This window comes from Flavobacterium zhoui (assembly GCF_042787235.1).
Classification (GTDB): Bacteria; Bacteroidota; Bacteroidia; order Flavobacteriales; family Flavobacteriaceae; genus Flavobacterium; species Flavobacterium zhoui.
The window spans coordinates 52,625-74,427 of the sequence record NZ_JBHZPY010000015.1; the positions used below are offsets into that span (position 1 = coordinate 52,625).

Consider the following 21,803-nt stretch of genomic DNA (forward strand, 5'->3'; position numbering starts at 1 on the left):
ATTAATCTAATTTATTGATGTAGTAATTTGGATATTTGCTTTGGGTAAAGGTAAATTGATTTTTTGACAATGGTTGGTTCGTTTTGAAAGAATTAACCGTTAAAGTGGTTTTAGTACCTTTTTTACCCGTTTCAATCAAATTATAGATGTGTTTTGTTTGAACATCAATACCTAATAATACTTCCTTTCGTTGGTCTTTACCGCTAGTAGGAATAAGTTTGATGTATTGAATTTTTCTACCTTTTATATCTTGTAAAATATCCATAGAATATCTGTAACCAGTGTTGAAAAAAGTTAGCATTTTTGAAGGTGTGATCGCATTATCATCTTTTTCATTTACTTTAGAAATTGTGATTTCTTCGTCTTCTGGAACTATTGTATAGGTTTTATTTCCGTCAAAAATTTTAGTAATTCCCATAAAATTCAATACATATTGATTGCCCTTCATGGTTACATTTCCTTTACTGTCCTGATTGATATTTTCTTTAGCATTGTTTAACGAATATTTAAAATCAATTATTATTGAATCGTAGCTTTTAACTTTAGCGGTAACCTGATCTAAAAGGTCTTTCGCTTTTTTATCTTGAGCTTGAGTCAAAAAGCTAAAAAAAAGTAAGGCTGTAATTAATACGTACTTTTTAGTCATGTTTTTTATATTGTTGTTTTTGAATTCTGAATCCGTTGATTTCATGGTATTAATTGTTTTGTTCATTGTTGAAAAATTGATCAAGAGAACTCATGTCTAGGATATTTACACTACGTGCTTTACTTCCTTCAAAAGGGCCCACGATTCCTGCAGCTTCGAGTTGATCGATTAATCTGCCTGCTCTGTTGTAGCCTAATTTTAGTTTTCTTTGTAACAATGAAGCCGATCCTTGTTGTGCATTTACAATTATTTCAGCGGCTTCTCTAAACAAAGTATCTCTGTCGGAGATATCCATATCAAGATTAATGCCACTTTCCTCCCCAACAAATTCCGGAAGTAAATATGCGGTTGCGTATGCTTTTTGAGAACCTATAAAATCTGTAATTTTTTCAACTTCGGGTGTGTCTATGAAGGCACATTGGACGCGAACTACATCATTGCCGTTAGTGTAAAGCATATCACCACGTCCTATTAATTGATCCGCTCCCTGAGTGTCAAGAATTGTTCTTGAATCAATTTTTGAGGTAACTCTAAAAGCAATTCTGGCTGGGAAGTTGGCTTTTATCAAACCTGTTATTACGTTTACCGACGGTCTTTGTGTGGCAATAATTAAGTGGATTCCAATGGCTCGTGCTAACTGCGCCAAACGGGCAATAGGAACTTCTACTTCTTTTCCGGCAGTCATGATTAAATCAGCAAACTCATCAACAACTAGAACGATATATGGTAAAAATCGGTGTCCGTTTTCAGGATTCAATTTTCTAGCCTTAAATTTATCGTTGTATTCTTTGATGTTACGCACCATTGCATCTTTCAACAAAGAATAACGGTTGTCCATTTCTACACAAAGGGAATTCAAAGTATTGACCACTTTTGCGTTATCAGTTATAATAGCGTCATCCATATCGGGAAGTTTCGCTAAATAATGTCTTTCAATTTTATTGAACAGTGTTAGTTCTACTTTTTTAGGGTCTACCAATACAAATTTAACTTCAGCTGGATGTTTTTTGTACAAAAGTGAAGTCAGAACGGCATTCAAACCAACTGATTTTCCTTGACCAGTAGCCCCTGCCATCAATAAGTGAGGCATTTTGGCTAAATCGACTACAAAAGTTTCATTTGAAATTGTTTTTCCAAGAGCGATTGGTAGCTCCATTTCGGCTTCTTGAAATTTGGCTGAGCCAATAACACTTTTCATAGAAACCATAGTAGGGTTCTTATTAGGAACCTCAATACCTATCGTTCCTTTCCCTGGAATAGGAGCGATGATACGAATTCCTAATGCCGAAAGTGACAAAGCAATATCATCCTCTAAGCTTTTGATTTTTGAAATACGAATTCCCGCTTCCGGTACAATTTCGTATAAAGTAACTGATGGGCCAACGGTCGCTTTTATCTGAGCGATTTCTATTTTATAATTGCGAAGTGTATCTACAATTCGGTTTTTGTTTTCTTCTAATTCTTCTTGGTTTATAGTAATTCCTCCAGTTGAATATTCTTTTAATAAATCAATTGTAGGGAATTTATAATTGGATAAATCCAAAGTTGGATCAAATAATCCAAAATCAGCAACCAGTCTTGAAGCCAAATTTTCTTCTATAATATCTTCGTCAGGAGCAGTTTCAATTACAAATTCCTCTTTGGGAGTTGAAATAGTTTCAGGAAATGGCGGGGGCGTGACCACCATATTTAATGGTTTTGCAATAGGATCTAAATTAATTTCCGAAGAATTATTTATAGTTGGTTTTAATGCTTCTTTGTTAATTTCGAATTGTGAACCATTTGTTTTTAAATGTATTTCATCTAATTCCTCTTCAGCAACTGCAAATTCTTCTAAATTGTAAGCGTTTTTAGTACTGCTGATTGCATTAGTCGCTAATTCATCTTTGATTTCTTTTTTAGTAGTATCGAAAAAGGACTGAATATTTTCAGGAGATATTTTTAGTTTAAAAATTACGTAAATAATTAATCCGAAAAATAAAATTAACAAAGTTCCAGTTTTTCCGATGTAGTCTTGCGAAAAGGAATTTAATTCATAACCAATAGTGCCTCCTAACTCCGGAACTGAAGTGGCGAAAAAACCAAATAAAACGGATAGGACAATAATTACGAATAAATCCCAGAACCAAATGTTTTTCAATTTTTTTAAAGGCAATCCAAGAACCATATATATTCCAGTCAGGAAAAACAAACGGACGAATATAAATGCAGCGAGACCAAAGCCTTTGTACACAATTAAATCAGCTAAAAAAGCACCGAATTTCCCTAACCAATTACGAACAATTTCAGATCTGTCATTCAATTCAGCAACTGCGCTTTGATCTTGTTGTCCATAAATATAAAAGGAAACAAATGCAAGTAATAAAGCAACAGAGAATAATACCAAAAGACAACCCAAAACAATTTTGTGCTGTTTGGTTAATATCAAAGGATTATTTTCCCCCGTTTTAGAAATGTTTTTTTTATCTAAAGGTTCTTTTTTTGTTGTTTTTGCCATTCTTGTTTTTTTGATACCTAGAAGAATAGTGGTATATATATGATTAAACCGATTGCGATTGCCGTCATTGCAGCAAAAAATACTGCTCCTGCAGCAATGTCTTTAATGAAACCAATTCTTTCGTGGTAATTTGGATGAATGAAATCTGCCATTTTTTCTACAGCAGTATTTAAACCTTCAATACTCATTACTAAACCGATTGCAAAAGTTTGAAAAAGCCATTCCGTTTTAGAAATGCCAAAATAAAAGCCAGCAATAGCCATCAATATTCCTAATGAAAATTGAACCATTACGCTGTGTTCTGTTGTGATTAATTTTACTGCTCCTTTAAAAGCATAAGTGACACTTTTTAATCTTCCGCTAACGAAAGTATTATCTTTTTGAAATTCCATCCGTAAATATTAAAGTACCGCTAAAGCAGCTTCATAATTAGGCTCATCTGCAATTTCAGGAACTTGCTCCGTATGCGTAATTATTCCATTTTCATCAACAACAATTATTGCTCTTGAATGCAATCCTGCCAGAGGTCCGTCAGTGATTTCCAACCCATTTGCTTTGCCAAAACTACCTTCTGGAAAATCAGATAAATTAACTACATTATTAAGTCCTTCAGCACCACAAAAACGTTTTTGGGCAAAAGGTAAATCTCTGGAAATACATAATACATTTGTATTTTTTAGATTGCTGGCACTTTCGTTAAATTTTCTAACAGAAGCTGCGCAAGTTCCTGTATCGACACTTGGAAAAATATTAAGGACTAATTTTTTACCGGCAAAGTCGTCTAAGGTTGCAATTGAAAGATCAGTTTTAATTAATTTAAAATCAGATAGTTTTGTACCAACTTGTGGCAATTCTCCTGTTGTATGTATTAAATTTCCGCCTAATGTTATTGAAGCCATAATAGATGTTTTTTAATGAGGTTCAAAAGTATGAAAATTATTTAAGATTTGGCCCCGAAAATTCGGGATAAAGTTTGTCGTTTTAGTACAAAAAAACGAAAATAGCCGAATGCCTTTTTTATTTAAGTCACATAAAAAAAACGTAGCCATTACTGACTACGTTTCCTTAATTTTATTTTTAGATCCGGATAATTCCATTTCTAATTTTTTCATGTCCAAAACTATTGGTCAATAGAGCCTAAAACTCGTTTCATGAAAGTATTCAAAGCTTCTTTTTTATCCGTTCCGTTTTTTACCAGTTTGTTAACTTCCAATGCACCATACATATTAGAAATCAATTCACCTATTACATCTAATTCCTCGTCTTTCAAGGAAGAAATCTCAGTCATTGCTTGCAGAACTTCGATCGCTTCTATCACATAATCTTGATCGTTATCTTCTATAAACTGTGTTAAATGCTTGATTACGGGTAATTTCATATTTAGACTTCTTAGATTTTTAGACATTTTAGATTTTTAGACTTCTTAAATTTTTTAAAATTTTAGATCAAAAGATTCGAGGAATCTGTTAAACTAAGAAATCTAAAAATCTAAGTTAGTCTAGTAATCTAATTAAATTATTTCGTTTACTAATTCAATTAGCACTTCTTGTTTATTAGTTTGTGTTTCGTTCACTAATTTTCCGTTTACGAAAGTAGCAAAGGTTGGTAAATTGCTCACATTAGCTAACTTCCTAGATTCTGGAGAATTTTCTGCATCCACAAAAGCGAAAGTAATTGTTTCGTTTTCTGAAGCCAATTTTTTGAATTTTGGTTTCATGATACGACAGTTTCCACACCATGAGGCCGAAAACTGAACTACAACTTTTTCGTCTTTTGCAATTAAATCTGCTAATGTATCTTCGTTTAATTCGATTAACATAGTTTATGTTTTTTAAAATTCAATAACAAAATCCAATGACAATTTTAAAATATCGGAATTGCCATTGCAATGAAATTGTCTTATTAGTTTAGCGTTAAGTATTCTGCAGTACTTTTTCTGTCAGCGCTCATCGCTTCTTTTCCAGCTTCCCAGTTTGCAGGACAAACTTCTCCTTTTTCCTGAATGTGTGTATAAGCATCAACCATACGTAAATACTCATTTACATTTCGACCTAAAGGCATATCATTTACACTTTCGTGGAAAATTTTCCCTGTTTCGTCGATAAGGTAAGTAGCTCTGTATGTTACATTAGATCCTTCAATAATGATAGAATCTGTTTCTTCGCTATAACCCGTTTCTTCAATATCAAGAATTCCTAAAATGTTAGATAAATTTCTGTTAGTATCAGCAAGGATTGGATACGTAACTCCTTCGATTCCACCATTGTTTTTAGGAGTGTTTAACCATGCAAAGTGCACTTCATTGGTATCGCATGACGCACCTATAACAATTGTATTTCTATTTTCGAATTCAGGTAAAGCGGCTTGAAAAGCGTGCAATTCAGTTGGACAAACGAATGTAAAATCTTTAGGGTACCAAAACAAAAGTACTTTTTTGTTGTTTTTTGTAGCTTCTTCGAAAATGTTGATTTTTAAATTATCACCCATTTCTGAAATAGCATCAACTGCAATACTTGGGAATTTTTTTCCTACTAATGACATGTTTTTTATTTTAAGTTATTTTTTTTTTGATGGTGCAAAAGTAACTTAAAGAATAGGTTTGTTGTATCAATTTTTATTATAAATGTTTATTTATAAATAAATTTTTCTTATCGAATGTGTTTATGATGCTGATATTTAATTAAATACCCTTTAAAAGTACCGGTAAAGAGCCTTTACATTCGCTGTTTTCTAATAGTTGAGATGCTGCTACTTCTTGAAATTCTTCGAAATCCTGGTACATTTGAACGATTCCTGATGCGTATTCTAAATTAGGGATAACTTGCAAGGCATATGGATTTCCAAAAACATATAAAATGCATCTTTTTGAAACAAATAAGTTACCTAAAAATTGAAGTACACTTTCTTCTATTTCAAAATTATTTAATGGTTTTGCTTTTGGAACAAACAAGGAAATAATAACAGTTTCATATTTGTCTAAACTTTTTGCTAATTCATTTAGTGCTACATCAGTACCATTTTCATAAGCGAATTCGGGAGAAGGTGACAGGGTATGAAGCGCTTTAAAAAAAATATTATCGGTGCTTTTGTAAAGGCTCAATTTAGCAAGTTTGCCGCTATTTTTTGCCTCGAAAATAGTTTCCGTATTGCTATTGTCTTTAATTTTTGTAATACAGTTTTCAGCTATTTTTTGGTTTAGAATAGAAGTGGTTTCAAAATCAAAATTACTTTCGGAAAGAGTTGTCATAGGAACTTTAGAATCAAGAATTCTTGCTTTTTGTTTGCTGTTTATTAAACGGTTAAAGCTTGCATCTATGCGTTCTGGAGTGGCATTTCTAAGGATTTCCTGAATTCCTTCGGGAACATTTTCAGCAAAACATAATACGTCATTTCCTGCGTTAAAAGCCTCCCATTCCAATTGACCTATTTTATCATATAAACTCGAGACACTGCGCATATTTAATGCATCCGATATCACTAAACCATTATAACCTAATTGCTTTCGCAAAAGCGTTTCGATCACCGCTTTTGATAACGTTGCCGAAGTATTTTGGTCATTATTTAACGCAGGAACAGCTAAATGCCCAATCATAATCGAATCTACATTATTCTCGATTCCTTTTATAAAGGGATACAATTCGTTTTCAAGTAATTGTTCTAAATTTTCTTCTAAAACTGGTAACCCCAAATGCGAATCGACATTTGTATTGCCGTGTCCAGGAAAATGTTTCAAACAACCTAATATGCCTGCGTCTGACATTCCTCTTAAGTATTCAAGGGCAAAATCGGCCACTTTTTCTTTATTCTCACCAAAGGAGCGATATCCTATTACGGGATTATTAGGGTTGTTATTTAGATCAGCCAATGGAGCTAAATTATAATGAATTCCAACCGATCTTAAGTCTAAACCAATTTGTTTTCCTACCTCGTAAACCAAATGTTTTTCACTGTACGGCAACGCGCCAAGTGTAATCGCATAGGGATATTGCGGTGTTTTTTCAACACGCATAGCTAATCCCCATTCTGCATCAATACTTATTAATAATGGGGTGGAAGCACACTTTTGATATCGAACAATAAGTTCTTTTAACTTTTGGCAGCTATCGTCGTTTAGAATTACTTTTTTCTTGCTTTCATAATTAGTGGCAGCACTGGCTCTACTATGAAAAAAGGTCAATCCACCAATATTATAATCACGGATTAATCGTTCGGTTTCCTGAATGTTTTCTTCAGTGTCATTTATAAAAACGGCTGGGAAGAAAAATTGTCCTATTTTTTGTTCTAACGTCATTTTGAGATGAATATGATAATAATTTTAAACAGATAGGTCATGTAAGTTAAAATATATAGAATAAATAATTACATAAAAAGAGTTGTAGAAAAAAACAGTTGTTTTAGTAGAGGTCTTACTTAAATAAACTTCTATGACTTATATGTTTTTTAAAAAAAACTAGTTTGTTTTTTCTTGTTCGGATTTCTTTCCAAAATCATCAGGAAAGAGTAGAAATCGGGAAAGTATTAATCCGGGAATTGTTGCTAAAAACACCCAAATAAAGAAATTTGCGTAACCTAAATATTCCTGAATGAATCCGCTCAACATTCCCGGAAGCATCATTCCCAAAGCCATAAATCCAGTTGCGATAGAGTAATGGGACGTTTTAGATTCACCATCGGCAACATAAATTAAATACATCATAAAGGCAGCAAAACCAAAACCATATCCAAATTGTTCCGCAATTACTGTCGCATAAACGTAAAAAACAGATTCAGGATGAAAATGGGAAAGTAAAATAAAACCAATAATAGGTAAATGCATTGCTAAAAACATAGGTAACATCCATTTACGAAGTCCTCCTTTTGAAATTGCAATTCCACCAAGAATTCCTCCAATTACCAGTGCCGCAACTCCAAATGTTCCATAAATTATACCCACATCTTCCGTCGTTAATCCCATACCGCCTTTAATCTTTTCATCTATTAAAAAAGGGGTTAGCATTTTTAGTAATTGGGATTCCCCCAATCTGAAAAGTAATATGAAAGCTAATACAAGCCCAATTTGTTTTTTTTGAAAAAAGGTTTTAAAAACAACTCCGAAACTCTGATTGTTTTCCCTATCAGTTGTAATTTTAGTTTCTTCTACTTTTGGAGTTGTAAAAAAGTTATAGATGGTTAAAAAAACCATAAGCAAAGCCACAATTATCATGGTGTAGGACCATGCCTTACTTTTGTCTCCGTATTTATGTTCCAAAAAACCACCTAGAATCACGATTAAGCCATTGGCGGTAAGCATAGAAAGTCTGTAAAAAGTACTTCGAATTCCTAGGAAAAAGGATTGTTGTTCTTTGGCTAAAGCCAACATATAAAAGCCATCGCTAGCCACATCATTTGATGCAGATGCAAATGCCGCTACCCAAAATATTGCCAGACTTAGCACGAAAAAATTACTCATAGGAATGGTTAATCCTACAATCAAAAAGGCAATGGCAATCAGTAATTGCATGGCCAGAAACCATTTCCTTTTGGTTGCATATAAATCTATAAACGGGCTCCATAATGGTTTAAGAACCCAAGGCAAGTATAATAAACTCGTGTAAATTCCAATGTCTTCATTGCTGATACCTAAACTTTTGTACATAATCACCGATACGGAGATGATGATGGCATACGGAAATCCAGATGCAAAATTTAATAACGGAATCCAAAACCAAGGGCTGCTGTCTTTTCTCATTTAAGATGGGGTACTTTTCAATTCAGATTTTATAGTGTAAAGTTTACAAGTGTTGGTTCGCTTTCATTACCATAAAAATCAATGAATGTAATGGCGCAGGTTGTGTTTTTGTCCAATTTAGAAGTAGGAATCACAATTGCAACGGTATCAATATTCTCTTTAAATGCTATTTTATCAATAATTTGACTTGGATCATTCACATCAATTTTCGAATTAAATTTGGCGCCATAAACCATTACGTAACGCACTTTACTGTACAAAGGATATTTGACACTAAAGCTTGAAGAAATTGGGGTGATAAGAATATTATTTGCTGTAGGGACGATAGCCATCTTTTTTACCGAATTTGGGACCACATTAGGTAGCGCAGGATATCTATATTGGTTCTCCAGCAATAATTTAGTGACATTTTGATTTTTGTTCAAAAAAGATTTGGCACTAAAAAAAGCGTTTCCCTGCACATTTTTATAGGTTCGTGTAATGTTAATCTGATCTGGAATTTCATTAGGATTGCTCCATTTTTTGTCCGAATCGGTATTTATTTTATAGGTACCGTTTCCAATGTAAATTGCCGTATTTTTTGAGTTTTCTGACCACCAACGCAATAGTTTTGAATAGGAAGCTTTAGGATGGTCAATGCTCCAATACAATTGAGGAACTAGATAATCAATCCATTTATTGTCCATCCACGCTATTGGATCGGCATACAAATCATCATAATTAGTTTGACCCGCTTGTGTTTCAGAACCTTTTGGATCTACAGATTTGTTTCTCCAGACGCCAAATGGACTGATTCCAAATTGTACCCAGGGTTTTATTTTTTTTATGGAAATTGAAATGTTTTTTACCAAATTATTTACATTGTTTCGTCTAAAATTTTCGATACTTAGCCCATTTCCATATTTTTGGTAGGACTCAATGTCATTAAAAACTTCGCCTTTTATTCTGTAGGGATAAAAATAATCATCAAAATGAATGGCATCAATATCATAATTTTTAACCACTTCGTCAACTACTGCTGTCAAGCGATCGCTAACTTCAGGAAGAGCCGGATTGTAATAATATTTATCACCGTATTTAATCATCCATTCCGGATGCTTGAAATAATCATGTTGTGGACTTAAAATAGCGGTGTTTAAATCCATTGTGGCTCGATACGGATTTAACCAAGCGTGAAATTCAAAACCTCTGGAGTGAGATTCTGCAATCATCCAAGCTAATGGGTCAAAATAAGGTTTTGGTGCATTTCCTTCTTTACCGGTTAAAAATCGGGACCAAGGAGCATATTGTGAAGGATAAAAAGCATCTCCAACACTTCGAATCTGAACAATTACAGCATTATAATTTAATTTTTTATAGGTGTCTAATATTTCTATAAAATCAGCTTTTTGCTTTGCGACATTATCGATACTGCTTTTAGGCCAGTCAATATTGACAACGGTAGCAATCCAAACCGCTCTAAATTCATTTTTAGGATTTGTAACCTGCATTTGTGCTTTTACATTCAAGACCGAAAGTAAAAAAAACAAAATTAATAATCCTATATACTTGTAATTCTTCATTATTGTTGTGTTTATTAAGTATTCAAAAATAGTTTTTTTAGTGAAATTAGCCCGTTAAAATCCATAAAAAATTTGACTTATTTTAGTGCTGCAATTTCTTTGCCATTTTTTTTGAATTTTCATTTATATGAAATACACTATTCATAAATTTAGATTTTTCTTATTTGAATTTTAAAATTCTAATCCGTTATATATTTATATTTGTCACAGAATGCTGTAGTAACAGTTTTTTTAAATAATATACCAACCATGTTGACCGCTCTTCAATTACAGTATTTGTCAGCGTCATTAGAAGGAACACTTTTATACGACGAACTTCACAAAACGATTTATGCAACGGATGCATCTGCCTATAGAATTATGCCGCTCGCTGTCGCACTTCCTAAAAACGAAAGTGATATCATTAAACTGATACAGTTTGCCAATGAAAATAAAATTTCGCTTACGCCCAGAACTGCCGGGACTTCATTAGCGGGGCAAACGGTAGGTAACGGAATTATCGTAGACGTATCTAAAAATTTTATCAAAATTGTTTCTTTTGATGCAGATAAAAAGACAATAACCGTTCAGCCCGGAGTGATTCGGGATGAACTGAATTTATTTTTGAAACCGCATGGTTTATTTTTTGGACCTAATACTTCTACTTCAAATCGATGTATGATAGGAGGAATGGTGGGAAATAATTCCTCCGGAACAACCTCTATTCGTTATGGAGTTACCCGTGATAAAATAGTGGAAATAAAAGCGGTATTGAGCGACGGATCGAAAGTGGTGTTTAAGGAACTTTCGACATCAGAATTTATAGAGAAAACAAAAGGCGATTCGCTCGAAAATAAAATTTATAAAACAATTTATGAAGAACTTTCGAATGTAGAAAACCAAAAAGAGATTGTAAAAGAGTTTCCAAAACCAGAAATACACCGAAGAAATACTGGATATGCAGTCGATTTATTATTAAAATCGGAATTGTTTTCAGGTACAGAAAAAACGATAAATCTCGGAAAACTTCTTTGCGGAAGCGAAGGAACTTTAGCCTTTACAACCGAAATTACGGTGAAAGTAGATGATTTACCGCCTACAAATAATATTATGGTCGTGGCACATTTTCATACTATTCAGGAAAGTTTAGAAGCAGTGGTTACAGCGATGAAACATCATTTGTATACGTGTGAAATGATGGATGACACCATTTTGAATTGTACCAAAACTAATAGGGAACAAGCCAAAAACAGGTTTTTCATACAAGGTGAACCAAAGGCGGTAATCATGCTTGAAGTGGCCTCTGCTATTAGTATGGAAGATGCAGAATTTCAAGCAAATGCTTTGATTGCAGATCTTGAAAACAATAATTTTGGATATGCTTTACCTAAAATTTACGGCGCAGACATTGATAAAGCAGTGGAGTTAAGAAAAGCAGGTCTTGGCCTTTTAGGAAGTATTGTTGGAGATGATAAGGCAGCCGATTCTATTGAAGATACTGCTGTTGAGTTAAGCGATTTGCCTAATTATATTGCTGATTTTTCCGCTATGATGAAAAGTCACGGTCAGGACGCAATATATTATGCTCATGCCGGTGCTGGCGAAATACACTTGCGTCCCATATTGAACTTAAAAACAAAAGAAGGGTTATATCAATTTAGAGCCATTGCTACTGAAGTGGCTCATTTGGTAAAAAAATATAGAGGCTCATTAAGTGGAGAACACGGCGACGGAATAGTGCGTGGCGAGTTTTTGCCATTTATGATTGGAGAGAAGAATTATGAATTACTAAAGCGAATAAAAGCTGCTTTCGATCCCAATACTATTTTGAATGAAGGAAAAATAGTTAACGCTTTCAAAATGGATGAAAATCTGAGGGTGGAAGCCGGTAGAGTAGAACCGGACATTCAAACGATTCAGGATTTCTCAGATAGTATGGGGATTTTGAGATTAGCAGAAAAATGCAACGGTTCGGGTGATTGCAGGAAATTGCCTTCTGCAGGCGGTACTTTATGTCCAAGTTATCGCGCGACACGCAATGAGAAAGATACAACCAGGGCTCGTGCCAATGCGTTGAGAGAATATTTAACGCATTCAGAAAAAGACAATAAGTTTAACCATAAAGAATTGCACGAAGTTTTTGAATTGTGTGTAAGTTGCAAAGCTTGCGCCAGTGAGTGTCCAAGTAATGTAGATGTAGCCGCTTTGAAAACGGAGTTTTTATACCAATACCAAAAAGCAAACGGTTTCTCTTTGCGAAACAAAATATTTGCTTACAATTCTAAATTGAATCAACTGGGAAGTATTGCTCCATCAGTAACTAATTTTATAGTAAATCTTCCATTTGTGAAAAGCGTAATGGGAATTTCAGCAAAAAGGGAAGTTCCTTTATTAGCAAAAATGACCCTTCGGAAATGGATTGAGAAAAATAAGTCCAAACAATTAGCTACTTCTTTTACAAATGGAAAACTCTATTTATTTTGTGACGAGTTTACTAATTATTATGATGTTTTGGTTGGTATAGATGCCTATGAATTATTGACAAATTTGGGTTACGAAGTACTCATGATTGGCCATGAAGAAAGTGGAAGGGCTTTTATATCCAAAGGTTTTCTGGAAGAAGCAAAAGTTATTGCAAATAAAAATGTTGCTATTTTTTCAAATGTAATTAATGATGATATTCCTTTGATAGGTATCGAACCTTCAGCCATATTAACTTTTCGTGATGAGTATTTACGTTTGGCAGATGATAAAGAAACAGCTGAAAAACTATCGAAGAATGTTTTTACTATAGAAGAGTTTTTTAAGAAGGAAATCACAAAAAACAAAATTCATTCCGGACAATTTACAGATATTAAAAAAACCATAAAAATTCACGGGCACTGTCATCAAAAATCATTGAGCTCTGTTGAAGCGACTTTTGCAATGTTGAATTTGCCCGTAAATAGTTCCGTTACCATTTATAATTCGGGTTGTTGTGGTATGGCGGGTTCTTTTGGTTATGAAAAAGAACACTATGATATCAGTATGCAAATGGGCGAGGATACTTTATTTCCAAAAATAAGAGCTACTGATGAGACTATTTCAATTGCTGCCGCGGGTACAAGTTGTCGTCATCAGATTTTTGACGGAACCAATAGAAAAGCCCTGCATCCGGTTACAATTCTAAAAAGTTGTTTGAAGTAAATTGATAAGGAATTAGTGAATAATTTTTTTCTCGAAAAAAATAAAAATGACAATTGATTATTTTTAAATAAGATTACATTTGAAAATGTTATTTTCAAACAATTTGTTTACAATGTTTTGACTTTTTGGTAATGTCAAATTTCTGAATTAGCACTAAAGTTAAAATCAAATTAAAAAATCGGGCACTTTTATTTAGTAATTAAAATTGTTTAATGCTTTTGATTTTCGAATAAAATTTACATTATTTGCAAAATTAAAGCTCAAAAATTACGGTATATTAATATTTAATGATAAAATTTACAATATGGCATTAAAGGGTTTATTCAGAAAGAAAACAGTACAAGATATTTTAAAACAAGTTGAAAAGAATAATGCAGATGGACATAACGCACTGGGGAAACACTTAACCGCTCGCGATTTGACCGCTTTTGGAATTGCAGCAATTGTTGGCGCCGGTATTTTTAGTACAATTGGTAAAGCAAGTGCTGATGGAGGTCCTGCCGTTATCTTTTTATTTTTATTTACCGCCATAGCGTGCAGCTTCGCAGCTTTTGCTTATGCGGAATTTGCTTCGATGGTGCCCGTATCTGGAAGTGCTTATACCTATTCCTATGTTGCTTTTGGAGAAATAATCGCTTGGATTATAGGTTGGGCATTAATCATGGAATATGCCGTGGGTAACATAACGGTCGCCATATCGTGGAGTGATTATTTTACAGGATTACTCGATAGTATGGGAATTCATCTTCCACAATACGCCCAAATGGATTATTTATCTGCTTCCAATGGTTTTAAAGATGCCACTGCTTTGATGCAAGGTGGAAAAACATTTGAAAATTTAAGTTTAGCAACACAAGGTGCTTATACAGCATGGACAACTTCGCCGGTTATTGGTTCTTTTCACCTAGTGGCTGATTTACCTGCTTTATTAATCATTGTATTGATTACTGCTTTGGTATATCGCGGTATGAAAGAGTCTCGCAACGCCAGTAATATAATGGTTGTTGTAAAATTATGTATCGTACTTTTGGTTATTGCTGTTGGGATTTTTTATGTAGATGTTGATAACTGGCATCCGTTTGCACCTAATGGAGCGACAGGAGTTTTAAAAGGAGTTTCGGCGGTATTTTTTGCCTACATTGGCTTTGACGCTATCTCCACAACTGCCGAAGAATGTAAAGATCCGCAGCGTGATTTGCCTAAAGGGATGATGTGGGCAATTATTATTTGTACCATTTTATATATAGCAATCGCATTAGTTTTAACAGGAATGGTAAGCTACAACGAATTGAATGTAGGAGATCCTTTAGCATTCGTATTTGATAAATTGCATTTAAAATGGATGTCGGGAATTATTGCAGTAAGTGCAGTAATTGCTATGGCGAGTGTTTTATTGGTATTTCAAATGGGGCAACCACGTATCTGGATGAGTATGAGTCGTGATGGTTTATTGCCAAAACGTTTTTCGAAAGTGCATCCTAAATTCAAAACACCATCTTATGCTACAATCGTTACCGGTTTTGTAGTAGCAATTCCTGCTTTGTTTTTGAATCTGACGATGGTTACAGATTTATGCAGTATAGGAACTTTATTTGCCTTTGTTTTGGTTTGCGCAGGAGTTTTAGCTTTGCAAAACAGAACGGATATTCCTCGAGGAAAATTCAAAACTCCTTATGTGAATTCAAAATTTATCATGCCTGTCTTATTGATTATGGGATTGGTTTTTTCCTTTGGATACAATAAAAAAAATACAATGGATTTCATTACTAATGAAACTCAAATCAATAATTCAGCTGGTATTATAACCTCATTAAATAAAGAGGAAACTCAAAAAGTATATAATTATTTAGTAAGTGTTGATGCTAAAAATGCGACAACAGGAACGCCAGATTTAGAACTTTTATTGAATCAATACCAACAAGATGATGCCAAATATGCTTCCGTAATTTCTGATTTGCCAGTTGCGGATTCCATTAAATATGAAAGTGGTTTTGGTTTGTTCAAACACAAAATTCCAATGTGGATTTTTCTGATCGTTTTGGTTGGATTATCCGTGTGGTCTTTCAAAGAAAATTTATCATTGATTCCTTTATTAGGACTGATTTGCTGTTTGTATATGATGGCTGAATTAAGTGTTTGGAACTGGATTTACTTTACGATATGGTTGTTAATAGGTCTGGTAATTTATTTTGGCTTCAGCCGTAATAACAGTAAATTGAATTCTATAGAAGCTTAAATTTTTAGATTTCAAAACATCTTGTAATTGTAAACTAAACCATTAAGAAATTAAGAAAATTAAGATTTGCATATGAAAACGTCTTGTTTGTTCAAGACGTTTTTTTTGGTTTAAACTAAAAAAAAGCCGTTCGAAATGGCTTCAAACGGCTTCTAACAAAAAAACTAAAAAAATATTATACCATCAAAATAGATTCGCTTTTCAGAATTTCTAATTCCATCATGCAGGCTTTCATCATCTGATAGGTTCTTTCGATGTCGTTGTCTAAACCTATAGAAAAACGAATCAATCCATCAGTCAATCCCATTTCTATTTGTTCCTCCATTGGAATTTCACTAGATGTTGAAGTTCCCGGTGCGCTAAATAAGGTTTTGTAAAATCCTAAGCTTACAGCAAGGTAACCCAGATTTTTTGCTTGCATCAATTCCATCAATTCATTGGCTTTCGCCAAAGTTCCAACGTCTAATGTCATCATTCCTCCAAAACCATATTCAGGATTGATCATGGTTTTATAGATTTTGTGGCTTGGATGACTTTCTAATCCAGGATACACTGTTTTTAGTCCGTCTTTTTCAAAACGTTGGGCAAGATACATCGCATTGTGGCTGTGTTGTTTCATACGAATATGTAATGTGCGTAAGTTTTTCATCACACTCGCGGAACGTAAGCTATCCATTGTTGGCCCAAGTAACATGCTGGCACCACTATTTACATTTTTTAAGCTGTCAATAAATTCTTGTGAAGCACAAGTTACACCACCCACCGTATCACTGCTTCCGTTGATGTATTTTGTCAAACTGTGAATCACAATATCAGCGCCTAATCTTGCCGGAGAAACGGACAATGGTGAAAAAGTATTGTCAACCACAAGCGTTAAATTATGTCTTTTTGCAATTTTTGCCAAACCTTCAATATCAGCCACTTCCAGTAAAGGATTACTCACCGTTTCACAATACAAAACTTTAGTGTCGGGAGTAATGGCAGCTTCCACAACATCAAGTTTTGTGATGTCGACAAAACTAGTTTTAATGCCTAATCTTGGCGTGAAATTCTTCAAGAAAGCGTATGTTCCGCCATATATTGTTCTGCTGGAAACAATGTGATCACCGGTTCCGCATAATTGCAATAGAGTAGGAGTGATCGCACCCATTCCTGAAGCCGAAACATTTGCAGATTCTGTTCCTTCCATCGCCGCCAAGGCTTTGTCCAAATATAAATTACTTGGTGAAGAATGACGCGAGTACAAGTAGCACCCTTCCATGTTGCCTTCAAAAGTATCGAACATCGTCTTTGCCGAAAGGAAAGTATAGGTTGATGAATCAGAAATCGATGGATTTACACCTCCAAATTCTCCAAAATACTGTAAATCCTGAATGTTGTCTGCGGGATTGAAATTTTTCATAATTGTTTTTTATTGTTATTTGAAGCTATTCCTGCTATTCGCTATATCTTTCTAGTCCTGAACCAAGTTCAGGACTAGAAAGGATGCCGCTTCTATCAGGGCTATTGGATTTCGATCTGAATAAAATCTATTTCAAAATAACAGTGTTCTAGATTAATAATCAACACTATCGTTTAATATTGGATTTTAAAACTATAAAATTATGTATATGTAAATTAATTTTCTAAATTAGCTTTCTAAATAGGATTTATTTAGATTTTATTTCACTTCAAATACTTCAAAATAATGACACTAGACGCCATCGATAAAAAACTGCTTTTTTTGTTACAATCCGATAGTAAAAAAACAACCAAAGAACTTTCTTTAAAACTCAATCTTTCGGTTACTGCCGTTTACGAACGAATCAAAAAGCTGGAAAGAGAAGGAATTATCGATAAATACGTTGTGTTAATCAATCGTTCAAAAGTCAAAAAAGGTTTTGTGGTTTTCTGTCATCTCAAATTGATACAACACACCAAAGAGTTTCTTACGAAGTTCGAAAGTGAAGTGGTGAAACTAAAGGAAGTTTTAGAGTGCCATCATGTGAGTGGTGATTATGATTATATCCTGAAAATAGTAGTAAAAGATATGGAAGCCTATCGGGAATTTTTGGTTACAAAACTGACTACATTACAGCATATTGGCAGCACACACAGTACCTTTATGATTAGCGAAGTAAAAAATACTACAATTGTTGATATTTAGAAATATTAAACATTTGGAAAGCATTTCATTAATGATGCGAATCAAGGGTTTAAATGTGCCGTTAGGCACTAAATTTTGGTAGAAAACATGAATAGGAACGAATTTAGCGTGCCGTAGATACGCAACATTTATCGTTTTGTCGCATACCTACGGCACGTTAACGAATTTTAAATCTAATTACTACCTATATGTAGTGCCTAACGGTACAAAAAATGAATTCGCATTAATATGTAATCGTAATTGCTAAAAAATCATAACAAAAAACCTGCTGAATTAAACTTTAAACAAAACTTAATTCCTTAATTTTGTGCAACATTTTATAAAAACACCATAAAAAAATATACTATGAGTTCATTTGACGTAGTCATTATAGGTTCTGGACCAGGCGGATATGTATCAGCAATTCGTTGTGCGCAGTTGGGTTTCAAAACAGCAATTATCGAAAAATATTCCACGCTGGGAGGAACTTGCCTGAATGTAGGTTGTATCCCTTCAAAAGCATTACTCGCTTCTTCCCATCATTACAGCGAAATTGCTCATTTTGCAGACCATGGAATTGAAGTTTCAGGGGAAGTAAAAGTGAATCTTGAAAAAATGATTGCACGCAAACAAGCGGTTGTTGATCAAACTTCAGGTGGTGTGAAATTTTTAATGGACAAAAATAAAATTACCGTTCTCGAAGGATTGGGTTCATTTGTTGATGCTACGCACGTTGCTGTTACAAAAGCAGATGGAACTTCTGAAACTATCGCAGCTAAAAATATAATTATCGCGACAGGTTCTAAACCTTCTTCTTTGCCGTTTATCAAAATTGATAAAGAAAGAATCATTACTTCGACTGAAGCATTGAAATTACCGGAAGTACCAAAGCATTTGGTAATTATTGGCGGTGGAGTTATTGGAATTGAACTTGGACAAGTATATTTACGATTGGGAGCGCAAGTTTCTGTAGTGGAATTCATGGACCGTATCATTCCAGGAATGGATGCTTCATTGTCTAAAGAATTGACTAAAGTATTAAAAAAACAAGGCATGAAATTCTACGTTTCACACAAAGTGAAATCAGTAGAAAGAAACGGTGATATCGTTGCTGTTCAAGCTGAAAATGCAAAAGGAGAAACGATTACACTTGAAGGAAATTATGCGCTGGTTTCTGTAGGACGTCGTCCGTACACTGATGGATTGAATGCGGATAAAGCAGGTGTAAAAATATCAGACAGAGGAATGGTAGAAGTAAACGATCATTTACAAACTAGCGTTCCAAATATCTATGCGATTGGTGATGTGGTACGTGGAGCAATGCTAGCACACAAAGCAGAGGAAGAAGGTACAATGGTTGCGGAAATATTAGCTGGTCAAAAACCGCATATTGACTATAATTTGATTCCTGGTGTTGTTTACACTTGGCCAGAAGTGGCTGCTGTAGGACAAACAGAAGAGCAATTGAAAGCCGCTGGCGTAGATTTCAAGTCAGGAAGCTTCCCTTTCAAAGCTTTAGGTCGTGCAAGGGCAGGTGGAGATTTAGACGGATTTGTAAAAATTCTTGCTGATGCAAAAACAGATGAAGTTCTCGGCGTACACATGATTGGTGCTCGTTGTGCTGATTTAATTGCTGAAGCAGTTACCGCAATGGAATTCAAAGCATCTGCCGAAGATATTTCTAGAATGTCTCATGCGCATCCAACATTTGCAGAAGCGATAAAAGAAGCAGCACTTGCCGCTACAGATAATAGAGCATTACACGTGTAAGTAAAAAAATATATTTTAATATAAAGAAACCCGTCTCCTTTTAATAGAAGACGGGTTTTTTCAATATTTGGACTAAAATTATTTAGCAACAAATACACTTTTATAATTTTCCCAATGGCTAAAAATTAAGAAGATATTTCCAAAAAATACAAATAAAGCAATTGGCAAGTTCTCTGGGGTTAGGAAAAAATTAATCAATAATATATTTAAAGTAACGGGCAAAATGATAAGGTTAGCAAGCGTTACATATCGACCAGTAATAAATGAAATTCCGCAAAGAAATTCTAAAGATTTTGCTAAAGGCATCAAATAAGTAGACGCCATTAAACCGACATTAAAAGCTTTGAAGTTTCCGGTTGTTTCAGCCTCAGGTGATAGGTGTAAAAAGAAACTGATTGAGGTGTAGAGAAATAATAGGCCAAGTAAAGATCGAATAATGATGATGGCAATTTTCATGATATATGGTTTTATTGGTTACATATTTAAAATATATTATTGAGATTTGGCACTTTCATTCTTTAAAAAATTCCCATTTGCTTATAACTAAATGTAGATTTAAATTTAAACCCATTTTAGAGTAAAATAAAATAATTTTGGAGTCCTTAAACCGCTAAATTCTTAAGGAATCAGACTGATCAGACAATAGTGATTTAAAAAGGTTAAGAAATTAAAAATCAATCTACTATAACAAATTTACAAAAAAATCAGTTAATTTTTACAGTAATCTATTATTGACGGAAGTATTTTGTCGTAATTTTGAATTTTAAAGATAAATAATTTTTGAGAACTTCAATTTTTAAGCAAATTTCGGATCCAAAGGTGTTTAAACAGCAACTTTTATTTTGGGGACAACAATTCCGTGAAATCATTTTTATGGATAGCAATGAGTATCCACAACAGTATTCCAGCTATGATTGCATTCTCGCTGTAGATGCTTTTACTTCTATAAAAACTGACTATAACAGCGCTTTTGAAGATTTAAAGCAATACCAGCAAATCACGAAAGATTGGCTTTTTGGTTATTTATCGTACGATTTAAAAAATGATGTTGAACATTTGAAATCCAATAATTTTGATGGGTTGGGTTTTCCTGATTTGTTTTTCTTTCAACCAAAAAAAATATTTTTATTGAAAGGCAATGAACTCGAAATTCAGTATCTCAATATGTGTGATGATGAAATTGAAGACGATTTTGAAAAAATAAGTGTTCAGTGTTCAGTGTTCAGTAATCAGAATTCACAAATAGATATTCAACAACGAATCCCGAAGGAAAATTATCTTCAAAAAGTTTCGAAATTATTAGAACACATTCATCAAGGGGATATTTATGAGGTTAATTTTTGTATGGAGTTTTTTGCTGAAAATGCAATTATCAATCCATTAGAAAAATTTATAAAACTCAACGAAATTTCTCAGCCTCCGTTTGCAATTTATTTTAAAAACAATAAACATTTTTTACTATCAGCCTCACCGGAACGTTATTTAAGGAAACAAGGAGAAGTATTAATTTCACAACCTATTAAAGGAACGAGCAAACGATTTTTAGATCCAATTGAAGACGAAAAATCAAAAAATCAATTGGCTTCAGACCCAAAAGAACGTGCCGAAAATATTATGATTACTGATTTAGTTCGGAATGATTTGTCTAGAACGGCTCAAAAAGGTTCTGTTGCAGTTACTGAGTTGTGTGCCATTTATTCATTTATGCAGGTACACCAAATGATTTCTACAGTTACTGCAAAATTAGATCATCAGTACACCGCTGTAGATGCTATAAAAACTACTTTTCCTATGGGAAGTATGACTGGAGCGCCAAAAATTTCGGCATTAAAAATTATTGAAGAATCGGAAGAAACAAAACGTGGTTTGTACAGTGGTGCTGTGGGTTATTTTACGCCAAGTGGCGATTTTGACTTCAATGTGGTAATCCGAAGTATTTTGTATAACGAAGAAAAAAAATACGTTTCGTTTTCAGTGGGAAGTGCTATTACTGCACAATCCGTTCCTGAAAAAGAATATGAGGAATGTTTGCTTAAAGCCAAAGCAATGCGTGAAGTATTGAGCTAAATTGGAA

Annotated in this window: 17 protein-coding genes; 5 read left to right on the forward strand and 12 right to left on the reverse strand. The window is 33.9% G+C overall.

Annotated features, from left to right (window positions below; translation table 11 throughout):
* Nucleotide 1: 1 nt before the first annotated feature.
* From lolA1 to ACFX5F_RS14960, 10 genes are all read right to left on the reverse strand, one after another.
* Nucleotides 2-646, reverse strand: coding sequence for an outer membrane lipoprotein periplasmic chaperone LolA1 (gene lolA1 / locus ACFX5F_RS14915; RefSeq protein WP_379852843.1), 645 nt, complete (start codon nt 644-646; stop codon nt 2-4).
* A 49-nt stretch (nt 647-695) separates the two neighbouring features.
* Nucleotides 696-3,143, reverse strand: a complete 2,448-nt coding sequence (locus ACFX5F_RS14920; RefSeq protein WP_379852823.1) for a DNA translocase FtsK — start codon at nt 3,141-3,143, stop codon at nt 696-698.
* Between the two features lie 17 nt (nt 3,144-3,160).
* Complete coding sequence (locus tag ACFX5F_RS14925; protein WP_379852824.1) at nt 3,161-3,535, reverse strand: diacylglycerol kinase family protein; 375 nt, start codon at nt 3,533-3,535, stop codon at nt 3,161-3,163.
* A gap of 9 nt (nt 3,536-3,544) precedes the next feature.
* The gene (gene tpx / locus ACFX5F_RS14930) at nt 3,545-4,042 is read right to left on the reverse strand and encodes a thiol peroxidase (RefSeq protein WP_379852825.1); all 498 of its coding nucleotides are present in this window, start codon (nt 4,040-4,042) and stop codon (nt 3,545-3,547) included.
* A gap of 221 nt (nt 4,043-4,263) precedes the next feature.
* Nucleotides 4,264-4,521 carry a DUF6952 family protein gene (locus ACFX5F_RS14935; RefSeq protein WP_379852844.1) on the reverse strand — a complete coding sequence of 86 codons (258 nt, stop codon included), beginning with the start codon at nt 4,519-4,521 and terminating at the stop codon, nt 4,264-4,266.
* A gap of 132 nt (nt 4,522-4,653) precedes the next feature.
* On the reverse strand, nt 4,654-4,962 hold the full coding sequence (locus ACFX5F_RS14940) for a thioredoxin family protein (RefSeq protein ID WP_379852826.1): 309 nt from the start codon (nt 4,960-4,962) through the stop codon (nt 4,654-4,656).
* Nucleotides 4,963-5,045: 83 nt separating this feature from the next.
* Nucleotides 5,046-5,684: a peroxiredoxin gene (locus ACFX5F_RS14945; protein WP_379852827.1), complete on the reverse strand. Its 639-nt coding sequence runs from the start codon at nt 5,682-5,684 to the stop codon at nt 5,046-5,048.
* A 139-nt stretch (nt 5,685-5,823) separates the two neighbouring features.
* A complete protein-coding gene (locus ACFX5F_RS14950; protein WP_379852828.1) occupies nt 5,824-7,434 on the reverse strand; it encodes a glycoside hydrolase family 3 protein in 1,611 nt (536 codons plus the stop codon).
* A 159-nt stretch (nt 7,435-7,593) separates the two neighbouring features.
* On the reverse strand, nt 7,594-8,871 hold the full coding sequence (locus ACFX5F_RS14955) for an MFS transporter (RefSeq protein ID WP_379852829.1): 1,278 nt from the start codon (nt 8,869-8,871) through the stop codon (nt 7,594-7,596).
* A 29-nt stretch (nt 8,872-8,900) separates the two neighbouring features.
* The gene (locus ACFX5F_RS14960; protein ID WP_379852830.1) at nt 8,901-10,433 is read right to left on the reverse strand and encodes a glycoside hydrolase family 10-like protein; all 1,533 of its coding nucleotides are present in this window, start codon (nt 10,431-10,433) and stop codon (nt 8,901-8,903) included.
* Nucleotides 10,434-10,682: 249 nt separating this feature from the next.
* Between ACFX5F_RS14960 and ACFX5F_RS14965 the strand changes: the two genes are divergently transcribed.
* Both ACFX5F_RS14965 and ACFX5F_RS14970 read left to right on the forward strand, forming a co-directional pair.
* Nucleotides 10,683-13,598 (forward strand): FAD-binding and (Fe-S)-binding domain-containing protein, encoded by a 2,916-nt coding sequence (locus ACFX5F_RS14965; RefSeq protein ID WP_379852831.1) that lies wholly within the window; start codon nt 10,683-10,685, stop codon nt 13,596-13,598.
* Between the two features lie 304 nt (nt 13,599-13,902).
* A complete protein-coding gene (locus ACFX5F_RS14970; protein ID WP_379852833.1) occupies nt 13,903-15,834 on the forward strand; it encodes an amino acid permease in 1,932 nt (643 codons plus the stop codon).
* A 175-nt stretch (nt 15,835-16,009) separates the two neighbouring features.
* Here the strand turns inward: ACFX5F_RS14970 and ACFX5F_RS14975 are convergent, their stop codons facing one another.
* On the reverse strand, nt 16,010-17,236 hold the full coding sequence (locus ACFX5F_RS14975; protein WP_379852834.1) for an aminotransferase class I/II-fold pyridoxal phosphate-dependent enzyme: 1,227 nt from the start codon (nt 17,234-17,236) through the stop codon (nt 16,010-16,012).
* A 285-nt stretch (nt 17,237-17,521) separates the two neighbouring features.
* On the opposite strand from ACFX5F_RS14975, the gene ACFX5F_RS14980 reads away from it, so the two are divergent.
* On the forward strand, nt 17,522-17,980 hold the full coding sequence (locus tag ACFX5F_RS14980) for an Lrp/AsnC family transcriptional regulator (RefSeq protein WP_379852835.1): 459 nt from the start codon (nt 17,522-17,524) through the stop codon (nt 17,978-17,980).
* A gap of 345 nt (nt 17,981-18,325) precedes the next feature.
* A complete protein-coding gene (gene lpdA, locus ACFX5F_RS14985) occupies nt 18,326-19,729 on the forward strand; it encodes a dihydrolipoyl dehydrogenase (protein ID WP_379852836.1) in 1,404 nt (467 codons plus the stop codon).
* Nucleotides 19,730-19,807: 78 nt separating this feature from the next.
* On the opposite strand, the gene ACFX5F_RS14990 is transcribed toward lpdA, so the two are convergent.
* A complete protein-coding gene (locus ACFX5F_RS14990) occupies nt 19,808-20,185 on the reverse strand; it encodes a DoxX family membrane protein (RefSeq protein WP_379852838.1) in 378 nt (125 codons plus the stop codon).
* Between the two features lie 324 nt (nt 20,186-20,509).
* Here ACFX5F_RS14990 and ACFX5F_RS14995 point away from each other — a divergent pair, with 324 nt between their 5' ends.
* Nucleotides 20,510-21,796, forward strand: a complete 1,287-nt coding sequence (locus tag ACFX5F_RS14995; protein ID WP_379852839.1) for an anthranilate synthase component I family protein — start codon at nt 20,510-20,512, stop codon at nt 21,794-21,796.
* Nucleotides 21,797-21,803 lie beyond the last annotated feature (7 nt).